At 53.7% G+C, this 19,713-nt stretch carries 18 protein-coding genes; 5 read left to right on the top strand and 13 right to left on the bottom strand.

Annotated features, from left to right (window positions below; translation table 11 throughout):
• The first annotated feature begins 13 nt into the window (after positions 1 to 13).
• Positions 14 to 529, top strand: coding sequence for a zinc uptake transcriptional repressor Zur (gene zur / locus AC0LWE_RS15865; protein WP_219347165.1), 516 nt, complete (start codon positions 14 to 16; stop codon positions 527 to 529).
• An 84-nt stretch (positions 530 to 613) separates the two neighbouring features.
• Here zur and AC0LWE_RS15860 read toward each other — a convergent pair whose 3' ends face one another.
• The 4 genes from AC0LWE_RS15860 to AC0LWE_RS15845 all read right to left on the bottom strand — a co-directional run bounded on the left by AC0LWE_RS15860 (position 614) and on the right by AC0LWE_RS15845 (position 3,441).
• Positions 614 to 823, bottom strand: coding sequence for a CsbD family protein (locus AC0LWE_RS15860; protein WP_059179840.1), 210 nt, complete (start codon positions 821 to 823; stop codon positions 614 to 616).
• 145 nt (positions 824 to 968) lie between these two features.
• Complete coding sequence (dinF, locus tag AC0LWE_RS15855; RefSeq protein WP_219347166.1) at positions 969 to 2,288, bottom strand: MATE family efflux transporter DinF; 1,320 nt, start codon at positions 2,286 to 2,288, stop codon at positions 969 to 971.
• Positions 2,289 to 2,354: 66 nt separating this feature from the next.
• A complete protein-coding gene (gene lexA / locus AC0LWE_RS15850; RefSeq protein ID WP_011915509.1) occupies positions 2,355 to 2,963 on the bottom strand; it encodes a transcriptional repressor LexA in 609 nt (202 codons plus the stop codon).
• Between the two features lie 109 nt (positions 2,964 to 3,072).
• The gene (locus AC0LWE_RS15845) at positions 3,073 to 3,441 is read right to left on the bottom strand and encodes a diacylglycerol kinase (RefSeq protein WP_059179838.1); all 369 of its coding nucleotides are present in this window, start codon (positions 3,439 to 3,441) and stop codon (positions 3,073 to 3,075) included.
• Positions 3,442 to 3,595: 154 nt separating this feature from the next.
• On the opposite strand from AC0LWE_RS15845, the gene plsB reads away from it, so the two are divergent.
• Entirely contained in the window at positions 3,596 to 6,016 is a 2,421-nt protein-coding gene (gene plsB / locus AC0LWE_RS15840) for a glycerol-3-phosphate 1-O-acyltransferase PlsB (RefSeq protein WP_131486830.1), read from the top strand.
• Positions 6,017 to 6,082: 66 nt separating this feature from the next.
• Here plsB and ubiA read toward each other — a convergent pair whose 3' ends face one another.
• From ubiA to malK, 5 genes are all read right to left on the bottom strand, one after another.
• Positions 6,083 to 6,952: a 4-hydroxybenzoate octaprenyltransferase gene (gene ubiA, locus AC0LWE_RS15835; protein ID WP_202668106.1), complete on the bottom strand. Its 870-nt coding sequence runs from the start codon at positions 6,950 to 6,952 to the stop codon at positions 6,083 to 6,085.
• Positions 6,953 to 6,964: 12 nt separating this feature from the next.
• Positions 6,965 to 7,462, bottom strand: coding sequence for a chorismate lyase (ubiC, locus tag AC0LWE_RS15830; protein WP_131486828.1), 498 nt, complete (start codon positions 7,460 to 7,462; stop codon positions 6,965 to 6,967).
• A gap of 181 nt (positions 7,463 to 7,643) precedes the next feature.
• On the bottom strand, positions 7,644 to 8,612 hold the full coding sequence (gene malM / locus AC0LWE_RS15825; protein ID WP_202668124.1) for a maltose operon protein MalM: 969 nt from the start codon (positions 8,610 to 8,612) through the stop codon (positions 7,644 to 7,646).
• Between the two features lie 116 nt (positions 8,613 to 8,728).
• Positions 8,729 to 10,051 (bottom strand): maltoporin, encoded by a 1,323-nt coding sequence (locus AC0LWE_RS15820; protein ID WP_202668125.1) that lies wholly within the window; start codon positions 10,049 to 10,051, stop codon positions 8,729 to 8,731.
• 71 nt (positions 10,052 to 10,122) lie between these two features.
• A complete protein-coding gene (gene malK / locus AC0LWE_RS15815; RefSeq protein ID WP_011915502.1) occupies positions 10,123 to 11,232 on the bottom strand; it encodes a maltose/maltodextrin ABC transporter ATP-binding protein MalK in 1,110 nt (369 codons plus the stop codon).
• 371 nt (positions 11,233 to 11,603) lie between these two features.
• On the opposite strand from malK, the gene malE reads away from it, so the two are divergent.
• The 3 genes from malE to malG all read left to right on the top strand — a co-directional run bounded on the left by malE (position 11,604) and on the right by malG (position 15,432).
• A complete protein-coding gene (gene malE / locus AC0LWE_RS15810) occupies positions 11,604 to 12,794 on the top strand; it encodes a maltose/maltodextrin ABC transporter substrate-binding protein MalE (RefSeq protein ID WP_059179832.1) in 1,191 nt (396 codons plus the stop codon).
• Positions 12,795 to 12,982: 188 nt separating this feature from the next.
• Complete coding sequence (gene malF, locus AC0LWE_RS15805; protein WP_202694624.1) at positions 12,983 to 14,527, top strand: maltose ABC transporter permease MalF; 1,545 nt, start codon at positions 12,983 to 12,985, stop codon at positions 14,525 to 14,527.
• Positions 14,528 to 14,541: 14 nt separating this feature from the next.
• Complete coding sequence (gene malG, locus AC0LWE_RS15800) at positions 14,542 to 15,432, top strand: maltose ABC transporter permease MalG (RefSeq protein ID WP_011915499.1); 891 nt, start codon at positions 14,542 to 14,544, stop codon at positions 15,430 to 15,432.
• Between the two features lie 219 nt (positions 15,433 to 15,651).
• On the opposite strand, the gene psiE is transcribed toward malG, so the two are convergent.
• From psiE to AC0LWE_RS15780, 4 genes are all read right to left on the bottom strand, one after another.
• Positions 15,652 to 16,062 carry a phosphate-starvation-inducible protein PsiE gene (psiE, locus tag AC0LWE_RS15795; RefSeq protein WP_011915498.1) on the bottom strand — a complete coding sequence of 137 codons (411 nt, stop codon included), beginning with the start codon at positions 16,060 to 16,062 and terminating at the stop codon, positions 15,652 to 15,654.
• A gap of 129 nt (positions 16,063 to 16,191) precedes the next feature.
• Positions 16,192 to 18,288 carry a YjbH domain-containing protein gene (locus AC0LWE_RS15790; protein WP_219347167.1) on the bottom strand — a complete coding sequence of 699 codons (2,097 nt, stop codon included), beginning with the start codon at positions 18,286 to 18,288 and terminating at the stop codon, positions 16,192 to 16,194.
• Positions 18,288 to 19,025 carry a capsule biosynthesis GfcC family protein gene (locus AC0LWE_RS15785; protein ID WP_216980614.1) on the bottom strand — a complete coding sequence of 246 codons (738 nt, stop codon included), beginning with the start codon at positions 19,023 to 19,025 and terminating at the stop codon, positions 18,288 to 18,290. The genes AC0LWE_RS15790 and AC0LWE_RS15785 overlap by 1 nt, the downstream gene beginning before the upstream one ends.
• Positions 19,022 to 19,660, bottom strand: a complete 639-nt coding sequence (locus AC0LWE_RS15780) for a YjbF family lipoprotein (RefSeq protein WP_202694627.1) — start codon at positions 19,658 to 19,660, stop codon at positions 19,022 to 19,024. The genes AC0LWE_RS15785 and AC0LWE_RS15780 overlap by 4 nt, the downstream gene beginning before the upstream one ends.
• Positions 19,661 to 19,713: the final 53 nt, after the last annotated feature.

The raw sequence follows: 19,713 nt of genomic DNA, 5'->3' as shown, positions 1-19,713 counted from the left end.
ATTCGAGGTGCAAATGGATAAGACCACAACGCAGGAGCTGCTCGTGCAAGCTGAAAAGCTCTGTGCGCAACGCAATGTGCGCCTGACCCCGCAGCGCCTTGAAGTTTTGCGTTTGATGAGCCTGCAACAAAACGCGATCAGCGCCTACGATTTGCTTGATCTGCTGCGTGTTAACGAGCCGCAGGCTAAACCGCCTACGGTTTACCGGGCGCTTGATTTCCTGTTGGAACAGGGCTTTGTGCATAAAGTGGAATCAACAAATAGCTATGTGCTTTGCCATTTGTTCGATCAGCCGACGCACACCTCTGCGATGTTCATCTGCGATCGATGTAGTGCAGTGAAGGAAAAAGCGGCGGAAGGGGTTGAAGACATTATGCATACGCTGGCGGCAAAAATGGGCTTTGCGCTACGTCATAATGTGATTGAAGCACATGGCCTGTGTTCAGCCTGTGTGGAAGTAGAAGCGTGTAGCCATCAGGACGCGTGTCAGCACGATCACTCTATTCATGTGAAAAAGAAGCCGCGCTAAAATGCAAAGCGGGCGGCCATTAAGCCGCCCTCAGGGATAGTACGTCCTTGTACTTTCGGGTAGAACCTTTCGCTACGGAATTGCCTACCAGCGATAATCGTGACGTTTTTCCCAATCACCGACCTCTTTCTCGGCCTGATCTTTCTGGTAACCGTAACGTTCCTGAATTTTACCGACCAGCTGGTCACGCTTACCTTCAATGATGGTCATATCATCGTCAGTCAGCTTACCCCACTGCTCTTTCGCTTTACCTTTAAACTGCTTCCAGTTACCGCCGATTTCGTCTTTATTCATAATCATGTCCTCATCGTTCGGTTATCACGTAAATTTGTATCGTCCGTTACGTTCATTTCCTGCTGGACGTGATAATAATTGTAGACAAGGATTCGGCAGTCGTTTCGATATTCAGAATCTTTAACCATCTGGACAAAAGAAGCCGCTACGAGAACCAGCTGTTTTCGCGCCAGTGACGTCGCCAGATAACCCACAGCGAGAGGCCTCGCAGAGCAAGAAAGACAGCGAGTGCCAGCCACAAACCCTGGTTTCCCAAATAGGGAACGGTGAGCAACGTCAAACCGAAACCCGCCGCGGCTACCGCCATGCTATTGCGCATTTCTGCACCCCGTGTTGCGCCAATAAACATGCCATCCAGCAAATAGCACCAGACACCCGCCACCGGTAGCACCACTTGCCAGAAAATGTAGTGCCGTGCCAGCTCACGTAGTTCAGGTAATGACGTCAGTAGCGCGACGATATGCCCGCCAAAAAGAGCGTAAATTAGCGCAAACACCAGCGCGACCAGCCCGGACTGACGGCAGGCGGCTCGCCAGACCTCCTGTAATTTCCCGGCCTGTCGCGCACCGAAAGCCTGACCGGAGTGCGCTTCAACGGCATAGGCAAAACCATCCAGCGCGTAGGCGGTAAATGTCAGCAGCGTCATTAGCACCGCGTTGACCGCAACGATCTCAGGCCCAAGACGCGCGCCCAATACGGTCATCGCACCGAAGCATAGCTGGAGCAATAAAGAGCGCAACATGATGTCGCGGTTCAGCGCCAGCAGCTTGCGCATATTGCCCCGCCATGCATTTTTCAGCAGCGCGAGTGTGACGCCACGCATCACCAGCACGCGTTTCACCATCCATAAGCCGATAAGGAACGTGGCATATTCCGCGATGACGGTTGCCAGTGCGGCACCCTGCACATTCATATGCAAACCCATCACCAGCCACAGATCGAGAACGATATTCAGGATATTCCCCACCACCAGCAAAATGAACGGGGCACGGACATATTGCACGCCGAGCAACCAGCCAAGCAGCACGAGGTTAGCGAGCGATGCAGGGGCGCTGAGCCAGCGAATTTCCAGAAAACGGCGCGCCTGTGCCAGCACCGCCTCGCTGCCGCCGACGATATGCAGCGCCAGATCGATGAGAGGCGCACGCAATACGACAATCAGCAGCCCGGCACCTAATGCCAGGATCAGCGGCTGAACCAGCGCCCGCCCAAGGCGAACGGGATCTTTCGCGCCAAAAGCCTGGGCTGTCAGTCCGGTTGTGCTCATGCGCAAAAACAGGAGCAGCATAAAGAGGAAGCTGGTCGCCATCGCGCCAATCGCGATGCCACCTAAATAAACAGGAGAATCCAGATGTCCAATGACGGCCGTATCCACCAGTCCAAGCAAAGGAACGGTGATATTGGAAAAAATCATTGGCAGCGCAAGACGCCATAATGCCTTGTCTGAAGTTGTCAGCAGAGACATAGGAAATTACCGGAAGCGAGATAAGACAGCCAGGCTGCGCGGATGGCGCAGCCTGTCAGAGAGAAATTACAGCCATTCACCGTTGCGGATAACGCCAACCGCCAGTCCTTCAATAGAGAAGGTTTGCTCGCGCAGATCCACCACAATTGGAGAAAACTCGCTGTTTTCAGGCAGAAGTTGCACAGTGTTGCCCTGTTTTTTCAGGCGCTTAACCGTCACTTCGTCGTCAATACGCGCAACCACGACCTGTCCGTTACGCACATCCTGAGTTTTATGAACAGCCAACAGATCGCCGTCCAGAATACCAATATCCTTCATGGACATACCGCTAACACGCAGTAAGAAATCTGCGCTCGGCTTGAACATACCCGGATCGACCTGATAGTGGCCTTCAATGTGCTGCTGTGCCAGCAACGGCTCACCCGCCGCAACGCGACCGATAAGAGGGATGCCCGTTTCTTCTTCCACCAGTAAGCGGATACCGCGTGACGCGCCTGAAACAATCTCAAGCACACCTTTACGTGCCAGCGCTTTAAGATGCTCTTCAGCGGCGTTTGGTGAACGGAAGCCCAGGCGCTGAGCGATTTCCGCACGCGTGGGTGGCATTCCCGTCTGGCTGATGTGATCCCTGATGAGATCAAACACCTCTTGCTGTCTGGCCGTTAACGCTTTCATTCCGCCCCCTGGGTGTATATACAGTTATGCTGTGAGTATATACAGTCAAAGGCGAATTTGGAATCAAAAACTGCACAAAAAACCAGAGACTTATTCGATTCCTGAAAGCTTATCGAAAATGTGACCAAAGGAGAGTGACCCAGGTAATGACAGCGATGATAATCGCCAGCAGTACAGCGGCAGAGCCCATGTCTTTCGCACGACCAGAAAGCTCGTGGAAATCAGAACCAATACGGTCAACAACGGCTTCGATAGCGCTGTTGAGAATCTCCACTATCATCACCAAAAGCACGGAGCTGATGAGAAGTACGCGGGTGATAGCATCGACATCAAGGAAGCACGCAATAATCACGGCAATAATGGCGGCAACGCCTTCTTGCCGGAAGGCGGCTTCATTTATCCATGCTGCGCGGAAACCTTTCCATGAATATCCGGCTGCTTTGATGATTCGGGTAAACCCAGTGGTATTATTGGCCATTAAAAGAACCTTTTATTAGATTTGACGTCAGTAACAAGGGCTGCAGCGGGTTTCGCAGCAGCCTGAAGTATGACGGGTAACAACAGAAATCTTGCGCGCTTTCTGTTATCCTTGCGCCGCAATTGCATTATTAACCAGAGGCTTTACATCGTTTATGTCCGGCTGGCCACGAATTTACTACAAATTACTTAATTTACCATTAAGCGTACTGGTAAAAAGTAAGTCTATCCCGGCGGAACCTGCGCTGGAATTAGGGCTCGATACCTCGCGCCCTATTATGTACGTTTTGCCTTATAACTCGAAGGCAGACTTACTGACGCTGCGCGCCCAATGTCTGGCGCACGATTTACCGGATCCTTTGGAACCCCTGGAGATCGACGGCACTCTCCTTCCTCGCTATGTGTTTATCCACGGCGGGCCGCGCGTGTTTACCTATTACACGCCGAAAGAAGAGTCGATCAAACTGTTCCACGACTATCTTGATCTGCACCGCAGTAACCCCGATCTGGACGTCCAGATGGTGCCAGTGTCGATCATGTTTGGTCGTCGTCCAGGGCGTCAAAAAGGCGACGAGAATCCGCCATTGCGCATGCTTAACGGCGTGCAAAAATTCTTTGCCGTGTCATGGTTGGGTCGCGATAGTTTTGTTCGTTTCTCGCCGTCTGTGTCGTTACGACGCATGGCTGATGAGCACGGTACCGATAAAATTATTGCCCAAAAACTGGCACGCGTTGCGCGTATGCACTTCGCCCGTCAGCGTTTAGCGGCTGTGGGGCCACGATTGCCCGCGCGTCAGGATCTGTTCAACAAACTGCTGGCGTCCAAAGCGATTGCCCGCGCGGTTGAAGACGAAGCGCGAAGCAAGAAAATCTCTCATGAGAAAGCGCAGCAAAACGCTATCGCACTGATGGAAGAGATTGCAGCGAACTTCTCCTACGAGATGATCCGACTGTCTGACCGTATTCTGAGCTTCACCTGGAACCGTCTGTACCAGGGGATTAACGTTCATAACGCCGAGCGTGTGCGCCAGTTGGCCCACGACGGTCATGAGATTGTCTACGTGCCCTGCCACCGCAGCCACATGGATTATCTGCTGCTCTCCTACGTGCTCTATCATCAGGGGCTGGTTCCGCCGCATATTGCTGCCGGGATCAACCTGAATTTCTGGCCAGCAGGTCCGATTTTCCGTCGTTTGGGCGCATTCTTTATTCGTCGTACCTTTAAAGGCAACAAGCTCTATTCAACGGTGTTCCGCGAATATCTGGGCGAACTGTTCAGCCGTGGTTATTCCGTCGAATACTTTGTTGAAGGGGGTCGCTCCCGCACCGGCCGTCTGCTCGACCCGAAAACCGGGACGCTCTCGATGACCATTCAGGCCATGCTTCGCGGCGGCACACGTCCGATTACGCTGGTACCGATTTACATTGGTTACGAACACGTAATGGAAGTGGGCACGTACGCTAAAGAGCTACGCGGCGCGACAAAAGAAAAAGAGAGCTTACCGCAGATGCTGCGTGGTCTGAGCAAGCTGCGTAATCTCGGTCAGGGCTACGTAAACTTTGGCGAACCGATGCCGCTGATGACGTATCTGAACCAGCATGTGCCGGAATGGCGAGAATCTATCGATCCGATCGAAGCCATTCGCCCGGCGTGGTTGACGCCTACAGTGAACAATATCGCTGCCGATTTGATGGTGCGTATTAACAACGCGGGCGCGGCTAACGCCATGAACCTGTGCTGTACCGCGCTTCTGGCCTCTCGTCAGCGCTCACTGACACGCGAACAGCTGACCGAACAGCTCGATTGTTATCTCGACATGATGCGCCATGTTCCGTACTCAACGGACTCAACTGTACCGTCTGTGACGGCGGGGCAATTGATCGACCATGCGCTGCAAATGAACAAGTTCGAGGTCGAGAAGGACACGATTGGTGACATCATCATTCTGCCGCGCGAGCAGGCGGTGTTGATGACGTACTATCGCAACAATATCGCGCATATGCTGATGCTGCCGTCGTTGATGGCTGCCATCATCACTCAGCACCGTCGTATTTCCCGTCAGGAGATACTGCGTCATGTTGAAGTGCTTTACCCGATGTTGAAAGCGGAGTTGTTCCTGCGCTGGAGTAAAGACGAGCTTGCAACAGAGCTGGATAAACTGACCGAGGAGATGCTCCGTCAGGGGCTGATCGCGGTGAAAGGCGATGAGCTGCATATCAATCCGTCACGTTCTCGCACGCTTCAACTGCTGGCCGCAGGCGCGCGTGAGACGCTGCAACGCTACGCCATCACCTTCTGGCTGCTGAGCGCTAACCCGTCCATTAACCGTGGAACGCTGGAAAAAGAGAGCCGCACGCTGGCTCAGCGTTTGTCTGTGCTGCATGGCATCAACGCACCTGAATTCTTCGATAAAGCGGTGTTTAGCTCACTGGTGCTGACGCTGCGTGACGAAGGCTATATCAGCGATACCGGAGATGCCGAGCCTGGCGAAACCATGAAGGTTTACCAGATGCTGGCGGAACTGATTACGTCCGATGTGCGTTTGACGATTGAGAGCGCAACGCAGGACGAGTAAAACGGCTTGTGCGATCCGCATTAGTACGGAGACGAAAACGGCAACCTGATGGTTGCCGTTTTGCTTCTAAGACCAGTAACTCATCGCCAGACCTAAAAACAGCACCAGGCCAACGTAGTTATTATTCAGGAAGGCTTTAAAGCAGGCTTCACGATCGCGCTTTGCGATCAGCTTTTGCTGATACGCAAACAACAATCCCGCCACCAGAACCGACCAGTAAAACTCCCAGTTCAGCCCGTTCAGACGACCAATGACGACCATTAGCGCCAGCACGGCGACCTGCAATATTCCAATAATCAGCTTGTCGTGACGGCCGAATAAAATCGCCGTCGATTTGATGCCGATTTTCAGGTCATCATCACGGTCAACCATCGCGTACTGAGTGTCGTAGGCCACTGCCCACAGGATATTGGCGAGAAACATCAGCCAGCAGCTCAGCGGCACGGACTCACTGACGGCAGCAAACGCCATTGGAATCGACCAGCCAAACGCTGCCCCAAGCACCACCTGCGGCAAATGGGTATAGCGTTTCATGAACGGATACACCCATGCCAGCGCCAGCGCCGCCACCGAGAGCAAAATCGTCATGGTATTAAGCGTGAGCACCAGCAGGAATGAGAGTGCAACCAGCACCACAAATAGCGTCCGTGCCTCTTTTTCTGAAACCTGACCGCTGGGCAGTGGGCGATTGGCCGTGCGTTTAACGTGTCCGTCAAACTTGCGATCGGCATAATCATTCACTACACAGCCCGCAGCGCGCATCAGCCAGACGCCCGCCACAAATACCGCCAGGATCCATAGCGGTGGCAAACCGGGAGCCGCGACCCACAGTGCCCACAGCGTTGGCCATAGCAGCAGCAAGGCCCCGATCGGTTTATCCGTTCGCATCAGACGGTGAAAAGCCAGCAGCTTGTCCTGCGTCAGACTCCACTCCATTTTAATATCCTCTTAGTACAACGGCGATGCGGGCAAAAACAGCTCCGTCAGCATTAACGGTTTGCCGCTTAAGCGAAGGCGGGAACGACGTCCCCACAGATCGGCATCGCGCCCTATTTCAATAAAATCACGGGTGAGCTCGGACGACGTAAAAAGGTAACGTCCCAGCGGGGTTTTACCCAATTGTTGCAGCGCCAGTTCCGGGCCAGAAAGCGTGGATTCCGGAACGACAGTGCGCCCGGCAAGCCAGGGTTCGCCGTCCGCGCACAGCAGAATTTCACGCAGCCAGTAGCGTTCTTCTTTTGGCAACAACGGGAGCTCACTGGAGACCTTATCAGCGGACACAAATCCTTCCTGAATCAGCGTCACGGTGACGTTTTTCCCCTGCTGCTCAAAACGTTTCGTCATGGAATCTTCCAGCAGCAACCAGTCGAGTTGCTCAGGGCTCAGCGCGGGTATTTGGTCAAAATAGCGCAGCGCACGCAGTTGCGTTAGCGCAGGGTGTGACATGCCAGACTCTCCGATACATAACGTATGGCTATTGTATCGCAGAAATGCAGGTTGGGGGCGTTCAAACGTGGATTAGCGATCATTATCGCAACAGTGATGCAACAGCATAAACAGCGCCAAAAAAAGTGCGCCCACTCAGGCGCACTAAACTACTGACAAAATCAGCACTGTGGGGAGACGGTCACCCCTTGCCTTTTACACTGCTGATAAAGGTGGAACGGGCAGTGGTTGAACCTAAACGCTCAGCTTCATCAAGCAGCTTCAGCGCTTTGTCGACATCGCCGCTGTCAACGGCCTGTTTGATGGCTTTGTTGAAGTACGTTTCGGTATCGTTCAGTACCGGTGCGGATTTTTTCACCGGCGCGGGTGCCGGAGCAGCGACGGCTGGAGCAGGAGCCGCATAAGCTGGTGCAGGCGCTGCGTATGCTGGAGCAGGTGCCGCTGTGTTACCTACGGTTACTGAGGCAGGGCCAGATGAACCAAACAGCGGGCCAACAAGAATGCTGGATGTGGAATTCGTCTGGACTTTAAGCTTCAAAGTGCCTTTCGTAACGTGGCGGGCAATCGGGTCTGGAATATCAGGGATGGCATTACCCGCCCCCTGAGCATAAGACTTAGCCGGGTCGATCATTTTGGTGGTGCGTTGCAGATCTTCAGGCGTCGTAAACGCCAGCAGGTAAATCTTTTGCTGCCCTAATGCAGGGGTCAGTTTAATGACGCCCTCAAGGCGGTCAGCGGACATCACGCCCGGTTTCTGATAGGAAAAATAGCTGCTCGGGAAATAAGCTGCAGGAGCCATGTTCTGATCGAGTACCAGCACATTTGGTGCGAAAATAGCTGGCGTTTTATCCGCTTCACTGGTCAGCGTTATGGTTAATTCACCCAGATTTGCCGGGACGCTCCATGCAGCAACGGGCCCAGAGATACCGGGTACGTTGATCGTTTGTCCGGTCATATCAAGCTGGATAGTCTGCGTTTGTGCAGCATTCACTGGCGTCCAGTTCAGGCTTTGCAGGGTCGCGGAGGGGATAGCTGGGGCAGACGTTGTGTTTTGTGGAACGATGTTGACATCAGCGAAGCTCACCACGGGGGAAGCGGCAAACAATCCTGTCGTCAGGCAGAGTGCAACAAGACTTTTTTTCATTGTTATGACCTCAGATAGCGAAAGCATGGTAGCCAGGCAATAGCGCATACTTTCCGAGAAGTGTGTTAGTTATCAGGTAAGAGGGGCCTACGCCCCTCTTTTCACTACGGGTAAATCCAGAATTACCACCAGATTTCCATCTGAGCACCAAAGGTCCACTCGTCGCTGTCACCACGACTGGTTGTACCGAATGGTGTTACAGCGCCGTTGCCTGCCGCAGCAGAAGAGAAGTTACCCTGAGTATCCGTTTTCACGTAGCCCCATTTTTCATCCCACTTCGCATAAGTTGCGAAGACACGAATAGCCGGACGAGACCAGATGCTGTCGCCTGCCTGCCATTGTTGCGCGAGGGTGATTTTGTACTGGTCGTTACGATCGCTCGTTTGTTGAGATTTGACGTTGTCGTAACCTACTTCCAGCAAGGTACTCATGATTGGCGTCCATTTGTACATTGGGCGAATACCCACGGTGTACCAGGTAGTGCCTTGCTGATTATCACGATCGATATCCTGATACATACCGACGTACATCAAATCCCAGTTGTCGGCCAGAGTGATCGCACCGTGGTCGAGAATACGGATCAGATGACCATCGTTATCAACAGAACCGCCACGAGCCTGACCTTTACCCTGAGAAATCATCGAGTTGGTAGCGTACTGCACAACAAATTTGTTAAAGCCTTTCAGCATGCTCTGAGTATGTTCACCGGTGAACATCCAGCCATCTTTCGTTGCACCAGGTTGCAGGTAGTAATCGTCAGGAATATTGGTGTGACCGTAGTCAACGCCCAGTTCCAGCGTACCGCCTGGGTTGACTTCCATACCGGCTAAACGCACGTCAAACACGTCGTTTGGTACTTTGTTGTTGTAGGTGCGCAAACCCGTGTTTGGATCGCGATCGCCGAAGGCTGAAGAACCGCCAGACTCAGAAGATCGGGTTGCGGCCAGAGAGAGTTTACCGATGCCGACATCGATATTTTCCAGACCCGCACCAGGACCAGAAATGTCCCAGTAGTAGAAGTCGATCATGTGAACGTCATGACGCTGGTAGAAACGTTTACCGGCCCACATGTTAGCGCCTGGCAGTGCGTCGATCAGGTTTTTACCTACGACGTTAAATTCACGCACTGCTGGGGTGTTGCTGTCTTCCCAGTCATTCAACTGAGACGTTTTGTAAGCGATGTTAGAGTCGAAATAGAAGCTTTTGTCCGCTTCTTTCCAGACTTCCTGGCCTAACTTGATTTCAGCGTAGGTTTCACATTCGTTACCAAGACGGTATTTGGAATCCGCACCCGTTGCCTGGAAACATTGCTGCTCACCACCACTCCCGGTCCAGCCAATGCCAGAACGAGCATAACCTTTAAAGTCGACAGCACCGGCCTGGGCAGACAAGATGCCTGCCGCAATGGCGAGTGCCAGAGGAACTTTGCGCAGAGTAATCATTATTCTATCTCCTGAGATCATTGCTTTTCTTTGAACACTTCACCTGACGGTTTCGTGCCTTTTATTGGGATTGCTTAAACGCCAGGCTCTTTGTGCAACCGACGACATGCGGTGCCATCCTCACGGAACAGATGGCAACGCTCTGGCGGCAAGCCGATAGCGAATGTGGCACCCTCTTCTACCAACACCACGTCATTCTGGCGGTACACCAGGTTCTGACGGATGGCGGGGATCTGGATATGAATCTGTGTTTCATGACCAAGCTGTTCGACGACCTGAACTTCACCTTCCAGCGTCACATCGGCTATCTGACTCGGCAGTAAATGTTCAGGACGGATACCCAGGGACATATTCGCCCCGACCTGTACGTTGGCGCTGTCCACTGGCAGCCAAATCTGCTGACGGTTAGGCAGTTCCACCTGTACCTGTTCAATAGCTGTCGCGGTCACTTTTACCGGCAGGAAATTCATCTTTGGCGAGCCAATAAAGCCCGCAACAAAACGGTCGGCCGGGTAGTGATACAGCTCTAAAGGTTTGCCCACCTGTGCGACGCGGCCTGCGTCCAGCACCACAATTTTGTCGGCGAGCGTCATCGCTTCAACCTGATCGTGGGTGACGTAAATCATCGTGCGGCCAAGACGTTTGTGCAGACGGGAGATTTCAATACGCATCTGAACGCGCAGGGCAGCGTCCAGGTTAGAAAGCGGTTCATCAAGCAAAAACACGCGCGGTTCTGCCACCAGCGTACGACCAATCGCCACGCGCTGACGCTGCCCACCGGACAGGGCTTTCGGTTTGCGCTCCAGCAAATGCGCCAGCTGCAGCACTTCGGCCACCTGATTCACACGCTGATTGATAACGTCTTTTTTGGCTCCGGCCAGCTTCAGACCGAAGGACATGTTCTCGGCAACGGAGAGATGGGGATAAAGCGCATAGGACTGGAACACCATGCCCACGCCGCGTTCTGCGGGCGGAATGTCATTCATGCGAGTCTCACCAATAAACAGATCGCCACTGGTGATAGTTTCAAGCCCGGCAATCATACGCAGCAGAGTTGATTTACCGCAGCCCGATGGACCGACAAACACCACGAACTCACCTTCGTGGATGTCCAAATCGATGTCTTTCGACACCACTACGTCGCCCCAGGCTTTCGTTACATTCCGCAGCTGTACGCTCGCCATGCCCTTCTCCCTTCGTTACAACCTGTCACCGACAGAAACATTCAAGATGGGCTGAATATGGGGCATCCATTACTGTTGTGAATCCTCCACCCCCTCGTTTTTTTGTGGGGGAGGAGGCGGGAGGATGAGACGGACGGTTCTGCCCCCGCATCAGGCGGGCTATGGCTAATTTCGTGATGCACGCGACAAAAATCAGCGTGTTTTTATGTGCGCCATGACTCATAACTTAAATCTATGCAACACAGATCACACAAAGAGGGGGTGGGGCGTAGGGCTAAGGAGGATGGAAAGAGGATGTCAAATAAGGAGACTGAGTCACGTTGAACGACCTCAGTGTATCCACGAGCACATCACCCAAAAGGATGGCAGATATGAAGATCAATACTGGCGCACGCGTTTTCGCCTTGTCCGCCCTGGCAGCAATGATGATTTCCGCACCGGCGCTCGCCAAAATTGAAGAAGGTAAACTGGTTATCTGGATTAACGGCGACAAAGGCTACAACGGCCTGGCCGAAGTGGGTAAAAAATTCGAAAAAGACACCGGCATTAAAGTGACCGTTGAACACCCGGATAAACTGGAAGAGAAATTCCCGCAGGTTGCCGCGACCGGCGACGGTCCAGACATTATCTTCTGGGCGCATGATCGTTTTGGCGGCTACGCGCAATCTGGCCTGCTGGCTGAAGTCTCCCCAGATAAAGCGTTCCAGGACAAACTGTTCCCCTTCACCTGGGACGCAGTGCGTTATAACGGCAAGCTGATCGCGTATCCGGTCGCCGTGGAAGCACTCTCTCTGATTTATAACAAAGACCTCGTACCGAACCCGCCAAAAACCTGGGAAGAGATCCCGGCTCTGGATAAAGAGCTGAAGGCGAAAGGTAAGAGCGCGCTGATGTTCAACCTGCAAGAACCGTACTTCACCTGGCCGCTGATTGCTGCTGACGGCGGATATGCGTTCAAGTTTGAAAACGGCAAATACGACGTGAAAGACGTGGGCGTGGACAGCGCTGGCGCGAAAGCCGGTCTGACCTTCCTGGTAGACCTTATCAAAAACAAACACATGAACGCGGATACTGATTATTCCATCGCAGAAGCAGCGTTCAACAAAGGCGAAACCGCGATGACCATCAACGGTCCTTGGGCCTGGTCTAACATCGATAAGAGCAAAATCAACTACGGCGTCACGCTGCTGCCTACCTTTAAAGGCAAGCCGTCTAAACCGTTCGTTGGCGTGCTGAGCGCGGGTATCAACGCCGCCAGCCCGAACAAAGAGCTGGCAAAAGAGTTCCTCGAAAACTACCTGCTGACCGATCAGGGTCTGGATGTGGTGAACAAGGATAAACCGCTGGGCGCCGTTGCACTGAAATCCTTCCAGGATACGCTGGCGAAAGATCCTCGCATTGCCGCTACCATGGATAACGCCCAGAAAGGCGAAATCATGCCAAACATCCCGCAAATGGCGGCGTTCTGGTATGCCACACGTACTGCTGTGATCAACGCAGCAAGCGGTCGTCAGACAGTGGATGCTGCGCTGAAAGACGCTCAGGGTCGTATTACGAAGTAATGCTTTTACCCCTTATTTCTCAGGGAATAAGGTTTATTGAATACGTTGGTTACGCAACATCATTTGCGTTGCATCGAGGCGGCAAGGATGCAAATCCCCGGGAGCTTACAACAGTAAGTGACCGGGGTGCGCGTCCGCAGCCAACAAAGAGGCAGCGTGAAGGATAAAGTGTAAAGAGGAAGATCCCCATGGATGTCATTAAAAAGAAGCACTGGTGGCAAAGCGACACGCTGAAATGGTCAGTGATAGGTCTGCTCGGCTTACTGGTGGGCTACCTTGTTGTTTTAATGTATGTACAGGGGGAGTACCTGTTCGCCATCATGACGCTGATTTTAAGCTCAGTTGGCCTGTATATTTTTGCCAATCGCAAAGCGTACGCCTGGCGCTACGTTTATCCGGGTGTCGCCGGGATGGGGCTGTTTGTCCTGTTCCCGCTGATTTGTACTATCGCTATCGCCTTTACCAACTACAGCAGCACTAACCAGCTCGCTCAGGAGCGCGCCCAGCAGGTGCTGATGGACCGTTCCTACCAGGCAGGAAAAACCTTTAACTTTGGTTTATATCCGGCGGGAGACGAGTGGAAGCTGGCGCTGTCTGACGAGGAAAGCGGGAAATATTATGTCTCCGACGCCTTTAAGTTTGGCGGCGAACAAAAGCTGACGCTCAAAGAAGCGAATGCCCTGCCAGAAGGCGAACGCGCCAATCTGCGCATTATCACTCAGAATCGCCAGGCGCTAACGCAGCTCACCGCCGTGCTGCCTGACGAAAGCAAAGTCATCATGAGCTCGCTGCGCCAGTTCTCTGGCACGCAGCCGCTCTACACGCGGGCGGATGACGGCTCGCTGACCAACAACCAGACCGGCGTGAAATATCGTCCAAACAACGATATCGGCTTCTATCAGTCCGTGAACGCCGATGGCAAATGGGGTGACGATAAACTCAGCCCAGGCTATACCGTCACCATCGGCTGGGAGAACTTTACCCGCGTCTTTACCGACGAGGGCATCCAGAAACCGTTCATGGCCATTTTCGTCTGGACAGTGGTCTTCTCAGTCCTGACGGTGATCCTGACCGTGGCGGTCGGCATGGTGCTGGCGTGTGTCGTGCAGTGGGAGTCCCTGAAAGGCAAAGCCATTTACCGCGTACTGCTGATTCTGCCCTACGCCGTCCCGTCGTTTATTTCGATTCTGATTTTTAAAGGTCTGTTCAACCAGAGCTTCGGTGAAATCAACATGATGCTGGGCGCGCTGTTTGGCATTAAACCGGCGTGGTTTAGTGACCCAACGACGGCTCGCTCGATGATTATCATCGTCAACACCTGGCTCGGCTATCCATACATGATGATTCTGTGCATGGGCCTGCTGAAAGCGATTCCGGACGACCTGTACGAAGCCTCCGCGATGGACGGCGCGGGCGCGTTCCAGAATTTCTTCAAAATTACGCTCCCACTGCTGATCAAGCCGCTAACGCCGCTGATGATTGCCAGTTTTGCCTTTAACTTTAATAACTTTGTACTGATTCAGCTTCTGACCAACGGCAGCCCAGACCGCCTCGGCACCACCACGCCAGCGGGCTATACCGATCTGTTAGTGAGCTACACCTACCGCATCGCCTTTGAAGGCGGCGGCGGGCAGGACTTCGGTCTGGCGGCCGCGATTGCCACCCTGATCTTCCTGTTGGTTGGCGCGCTGGCGATTGTGAATCTGAAAGCCACGCGTATGAAATTCGATTAAGGGAGATAACGAAAATGGCTATGGTCCAACCCAAATCTCAAAAGCTGCGTCTCTTCGCAACGCACTTAGGTCTGCTGATTTTTATCGCAGCCATTATGTTCCCGCTGCTGATGGTTATCGCCATCTCACTGCGCGAGGGCAACTTTGCTACCGGCAGCCTGATCCCTGAGAAAATCTCCTGGGAACACTGGCGACTGGCGTTAGGGTTTAGCGTCGAGCATGCCGATGGCCGCGTGACGCCGCCGCCGTTCCCGGTTCTGCTGTGGCTGTGGAACTCCATCAAAGTGGCCGGGATTACCGCCGTGGGGATTGTGGCGCTCTCAACCACCTGTGCTTACGCCTTTGCCCGTATGCGCTTCCCGGGCAAAGCGACGCTGCTGAAAGGGATGTTGATTTTCCAGATGTTCCCGGCGGTGCTGTCGCTGGTTGCGTTGTACGCGTTATTTGACCGTCTCGGTCAATACGTGCCGTTTATCGGCCTGAACACACACGGCGGCGTGATCTTCGCCTATCTGGGGGGCATCGCGCTGCACGTATGGACGATTAAAGGCTATTTCGAAACCATCGACGGATCGCTGGAAGAAGCGGCTGCGCTGGATGGCGCAACGCCGTGGCAGGCCTTCCGGCTGGTGCTGTTGCCGCTGTCGGTGCCAATTCTGGCCGTGGTCTTTATTCTGTCGTTTATTGCGGCCATTACCGAAGTGCCGGTCGCGTCTCTGCTACTGCGTGATGTGAATAGCTACACGCTGGCAGTCGGTATGCAGCAATATCTCAACCCGCAAAACTACCTGTGGGGCGACTTTGCCGCAGCCGCTGTACTCTCCGCCATCCCGATTACCGTCGTGTTCCTGCTGGCTCAGCGCTGGCTGGTTAACGGCCTGACGGCAGGCGGTGTGAAAGGTTAAGTTTCATCATGTAATGCCACTGCAACCCTCAACTTTGACGCAATTTTTGACCCAATACTCAAAATATTTTGCGGTGCTGGAAGGCGGTAAGCGAGTAAATCCCAGGAGCTTGCGATAGTAAGTGACTGGGGTGAGTGAACGCAGCCAACCCATCAGCAGCGTAAAATATGAAAAGTAAACTTGTGACTGTTGTTAGGCGGCCCTCGGGCCGCCATTTTTTTATTCGCGCTTTAGCCGTTTCGAGTTGCACAGCCACAGGGTGATCACCAGCAGCAGGATCGCCGCCGAGTAGATCAGCACGTCGAGCGGTGATTTATGATCGACGATGATCAGCCGCACAATCGCGGTGATCCCGATATAGACAAAATAACGCAGCGGGAAGTGAAAGCCGGATTGAAAGTATTTCACAATCAGGGCGATAAATTCGAAGTAGAGAAAATAGACTACCAGTCCTTCCACCAGCTCATATTTGCTGGTTTGCTCGGGGGCGAACAGCACATCAGCCAGATGCACAGTTTCTTTGCCCAGAAAGACGACCAGTATCAGGCCAAGGCTCAACAGACCCATATTCAACACGGTCTGGAGAATCGTTGAGATAAACTCAACGCGCGGACGCGTCAGTGATGTCATACAGCACCTCAATCTCAGGGGCGAAGTACCTGTATAACGCAAAATTGTGACGGAGATCTATATTTTTTGTTTATGTTTTGTGCAAAGCGGAATTATTCCCTCTCCCTGACAGGGAGAGGGAATAAAGCATCAGCGGAAGTTCACGCTCCGATCGCTGGTCATGTCGTACAGCTGGAACTTACGCCCAAGCTGCTGACCCCCGTCGCGCGTCAATGGCGTCCAGCCAATGGCCGCACGGCTGCGGGTTGGGCCGGATGAGAACAGATCCAGCGGAATCGATACATACACGCCTTTGGTGAAGTCCCCTTCGCCGTATTCGTCTGGCGAAACGTTGGTAATCGTGGCGTAACCGCCGACGACCACGCCGCTGTCGAAGCGTTTGGCAACCTCCAGCGTACCGCCTTTATCCCCCGCCAGATATTGTCCAACGCTGGCTTTCACCAGCACATCCTGGGCAAACGACGGCGTCCAGTAGGCAGTCAGATGACCGGTTTTGACGCTGTAATCGGTGAACTTCATCATGTCCTGCGCGCTACGCCAGTCACGCTGTTTCACGTAGTTGGCATCAAGGCCAAACGCCCAGTTGCTGTCGACCGGGCGGTACAAGAGTTCTGCACCCGCGCCGCCGTACATGGTTTCCAGATAACCGCCATACACCTGGCCATAGAAACTGTTGCCAAGATACTGGAAATAGTTGGCCTGCATGTTGTTCACATACACATCGTTCTGCACATATTCGCGCACGCGGGTTCGCACACGCGGCAGTTTTGAGTCGCTTGGCGGGTTGGTGTAGTTAAATTTGTCGTAGTTGTTGGCGATATTACCAAACAGGCTACCGGTGGTCAGGAGGTGATCCGTGACCCACAGATCCGCCGTGGCCATCACGCCCAGCTGGTACATATAGAAGTTTTCTGGCCCACCAACGGACTGGTTTAATACCGGATCGACATGGAAATCAAAGCGGGATTTATCGATATACCAGCCCTGTTCGGTAGTTTCTGGTACCACCGGTTCTACACGTTTTTGCACCAGCTCGGTTTCATGCCCCAGCGGTTCGCCTTCAAGATGACGCTTCAGGCTGGCCACGTCCGTTTCGGTCGTCACCTGCGGCATGTTGAGGCGATTTTCCGTCACGCGGATCGTACGGATTCCCTCCGGCAGATCGTTCATGATGATCCGATTCGCGCGCTCTATGCCTTCACGGGAATCGCGATATTTTACCTGCTCGCCCGTGACGTACAGCGTGTCACCTTTTGCCTGGATTTTAGGATCGGCCAGGCCCGCATTGTATTTCAGCAGCGTGAGCTGATTCGCCACCACCGAGTGCTGAATGATCGCGTCCTGCGGCTGCGGCTGATATTTTGGTCGCGCATTGTCGTTATAGGACGGCCGCATATCGTTAAAGTTAGTCCGCAGCGTGAAACCAAACATCACGGTGTTGCCACGCTCGTAGCTGAGGTTAACGTCGGCCCAATCGGTGACCCGGTAAATAGCACCTACGTTAAACTTGCTCTTCTGCTCGATCTTGCCCGCAAAGTCCTCAGTGTAGTTGTTGCCTTCGTATTCCAGCTTCAGACGCAGCGGCTGCCAGGGCGTTTGATATTCCACGCCACCAAACAGCGATGCCGGGCCGTGGAACATCTGGTCGCCGCTCACCGAACCGGCTTTTTTATAGCTGTTGTCGCGAGAGCAATATTTGTCGCTGTAGGAGCAGAATGGGTTTTTCACGTTGCCACTGGTGCCAAGATACCCCCAGCCCAAACCAAGTGAAAAATCGAACGGTCCCCAGGCTTTGCTGGCGACCAGATATTCCGCATCAAAAAGCCCTGTACCGCCGATATCACGTGCGCCCACGGACACCTGCGGCATCCAGTAACTCTCTTCCCACAGACGCAGTTTGAGGTCGAACGCTTTGTCTTTGTAAGTCTGGTTACCGGAAAACGCATCCACACTGCTGTACTGTTTGGTTCGAACATCCGTGTAACGCAGCGTCGTTTCCAGCCACGGGAAAAGTTGTACGGAGGCCGAGTAGTAGCGGTACTGGTCGTTATCGCGATAGTTGAGGCTGATTTCGCCCTCACGCGCCATGCGTGCGGTGGGGGTTTGCATGAGCCCGACGCCGCCAAAATCTGACTGTGACGGGCCAATGGGTGCCGGATACGTTTCGGCATGACAGGCAGCGCTTACGCAGAGCGCCAACATGCTATAGAGATAAGTTCTTTTCATTATTCCGGTATCCGCTGCGTCAGAGAGCGAAGAATGTCGGTGTTCAGCCCGTCATACGCTTTCGTCCAGAAGTGATCGGCAAAGCCGACAAAAATCACGCTGCCCGGCATGGGTTCGATGTGACGCTTGTTCCAGTACGCCACGGGGACGTTTTGCCTGCGGCCATCGGGATAAATCACCCATGCGTAGCTGTTTTCCGCACCACTCAGCAACTGTTGTTCATCCAGATAACTCGCCACGTCGCGTCCTGGCGAAAAGGGTTTTTGGCCTGGGCTGCTGACCAATCCCAGCACGGTGACGGTTGAAGGTTTCGCCACGATCCACAGCGTGTAGTCCCCTTCCAGCGTCGGGTTGCCGTTTTCCGTTACGCGTACTTCGTCGGGATCCAGATTCACCCGTTGGCGTCCGGTCACGGTGATCGCCTGCAACTGCTGGCGTACCGCATTGATTGCCGCCGCCGTGTCGCCCTCTTCCTGCCCTGCCAGCCCGGTCAGGCGAGCCAGTAAGGCCTGGTGTTTTTGTTCTGCTATCGTCGTTGCCTGACGTTCGCTGATAATGGCGCCTGGCCACCAGCTGTTTGCCAGCCGGGGCTGCCCAACGAGATCGATCAGATGTTCGGCATTGGATAATGTTTTTGGCTCTTTGTTGTCCGGGGTATAGACCTTAATTGTTCCCGCAGACCACGCCAGCGGCGCGGCGAGCGTGACGATCAGCGCAACGCTTGTGATGATTTTCATGATTTCGCCGCCTTGATCAGGGTGGCTTTCACCGGGAAGAAATCTGCGCCAAGGTATTGTAACGACTGACGAATCTGCCCTTCCTCATCCACCCAGAAGCGGTTATGCCACGTCGCCCGATCGGTTTTGACTTCTTCATCCAGCACGCGGACCTGAGTTTCGTCGCTGCCCAGCGTCACGGTATCTGTCCCGTCCCAGCGGAAAAGAGAACGCGCGGTGGCGTAGCGGACCTGCTTGTGCTCGGTCCAGCCCATGATGCGCGTCCAGCTTGCACCATCAACGATTTGATTCGGTTTGATGAGCGGGTCTGCCGCGAGGTTATTCACCTCAAGCAGGTTGTCACCGCCCAGCAGCGTTTTCACGATACGCCCATGCTGCGTCACGATGGTGGCCTGGTCTTGCGTCACCCATTTCTGCTGCCCGTTTTCATCGAAAGCGAGCACCACAAAAAGCTGCGGGCCATCGTTTAACTGCATGTACTGGCTGGCATACGGCATGTTTTGGATGTCATCGTCCGTAAGATGTACGCCAGGCGTGCCAAACACGCTGTCCCACAGTGAGTTGCCCAACCCTTTTGTGGTGGCTGAGCATGCCTGTAAAAGCAGGCAAATCAGAATGATTGCAGGTCGCTTCACGACTCTTCTCCGAAGGGGCGAAATAACCACACCGAAGTGTGGTTATGATTAAA

It is taken from the genome of Lelliottia sp. RD5, from assembly GCF_056032945.1.
The sequence above is the reverse complement of the archived record's forward strand: the minus strand, read 5'-3'. Positions and strand labels throughout refer to the sequence as shown.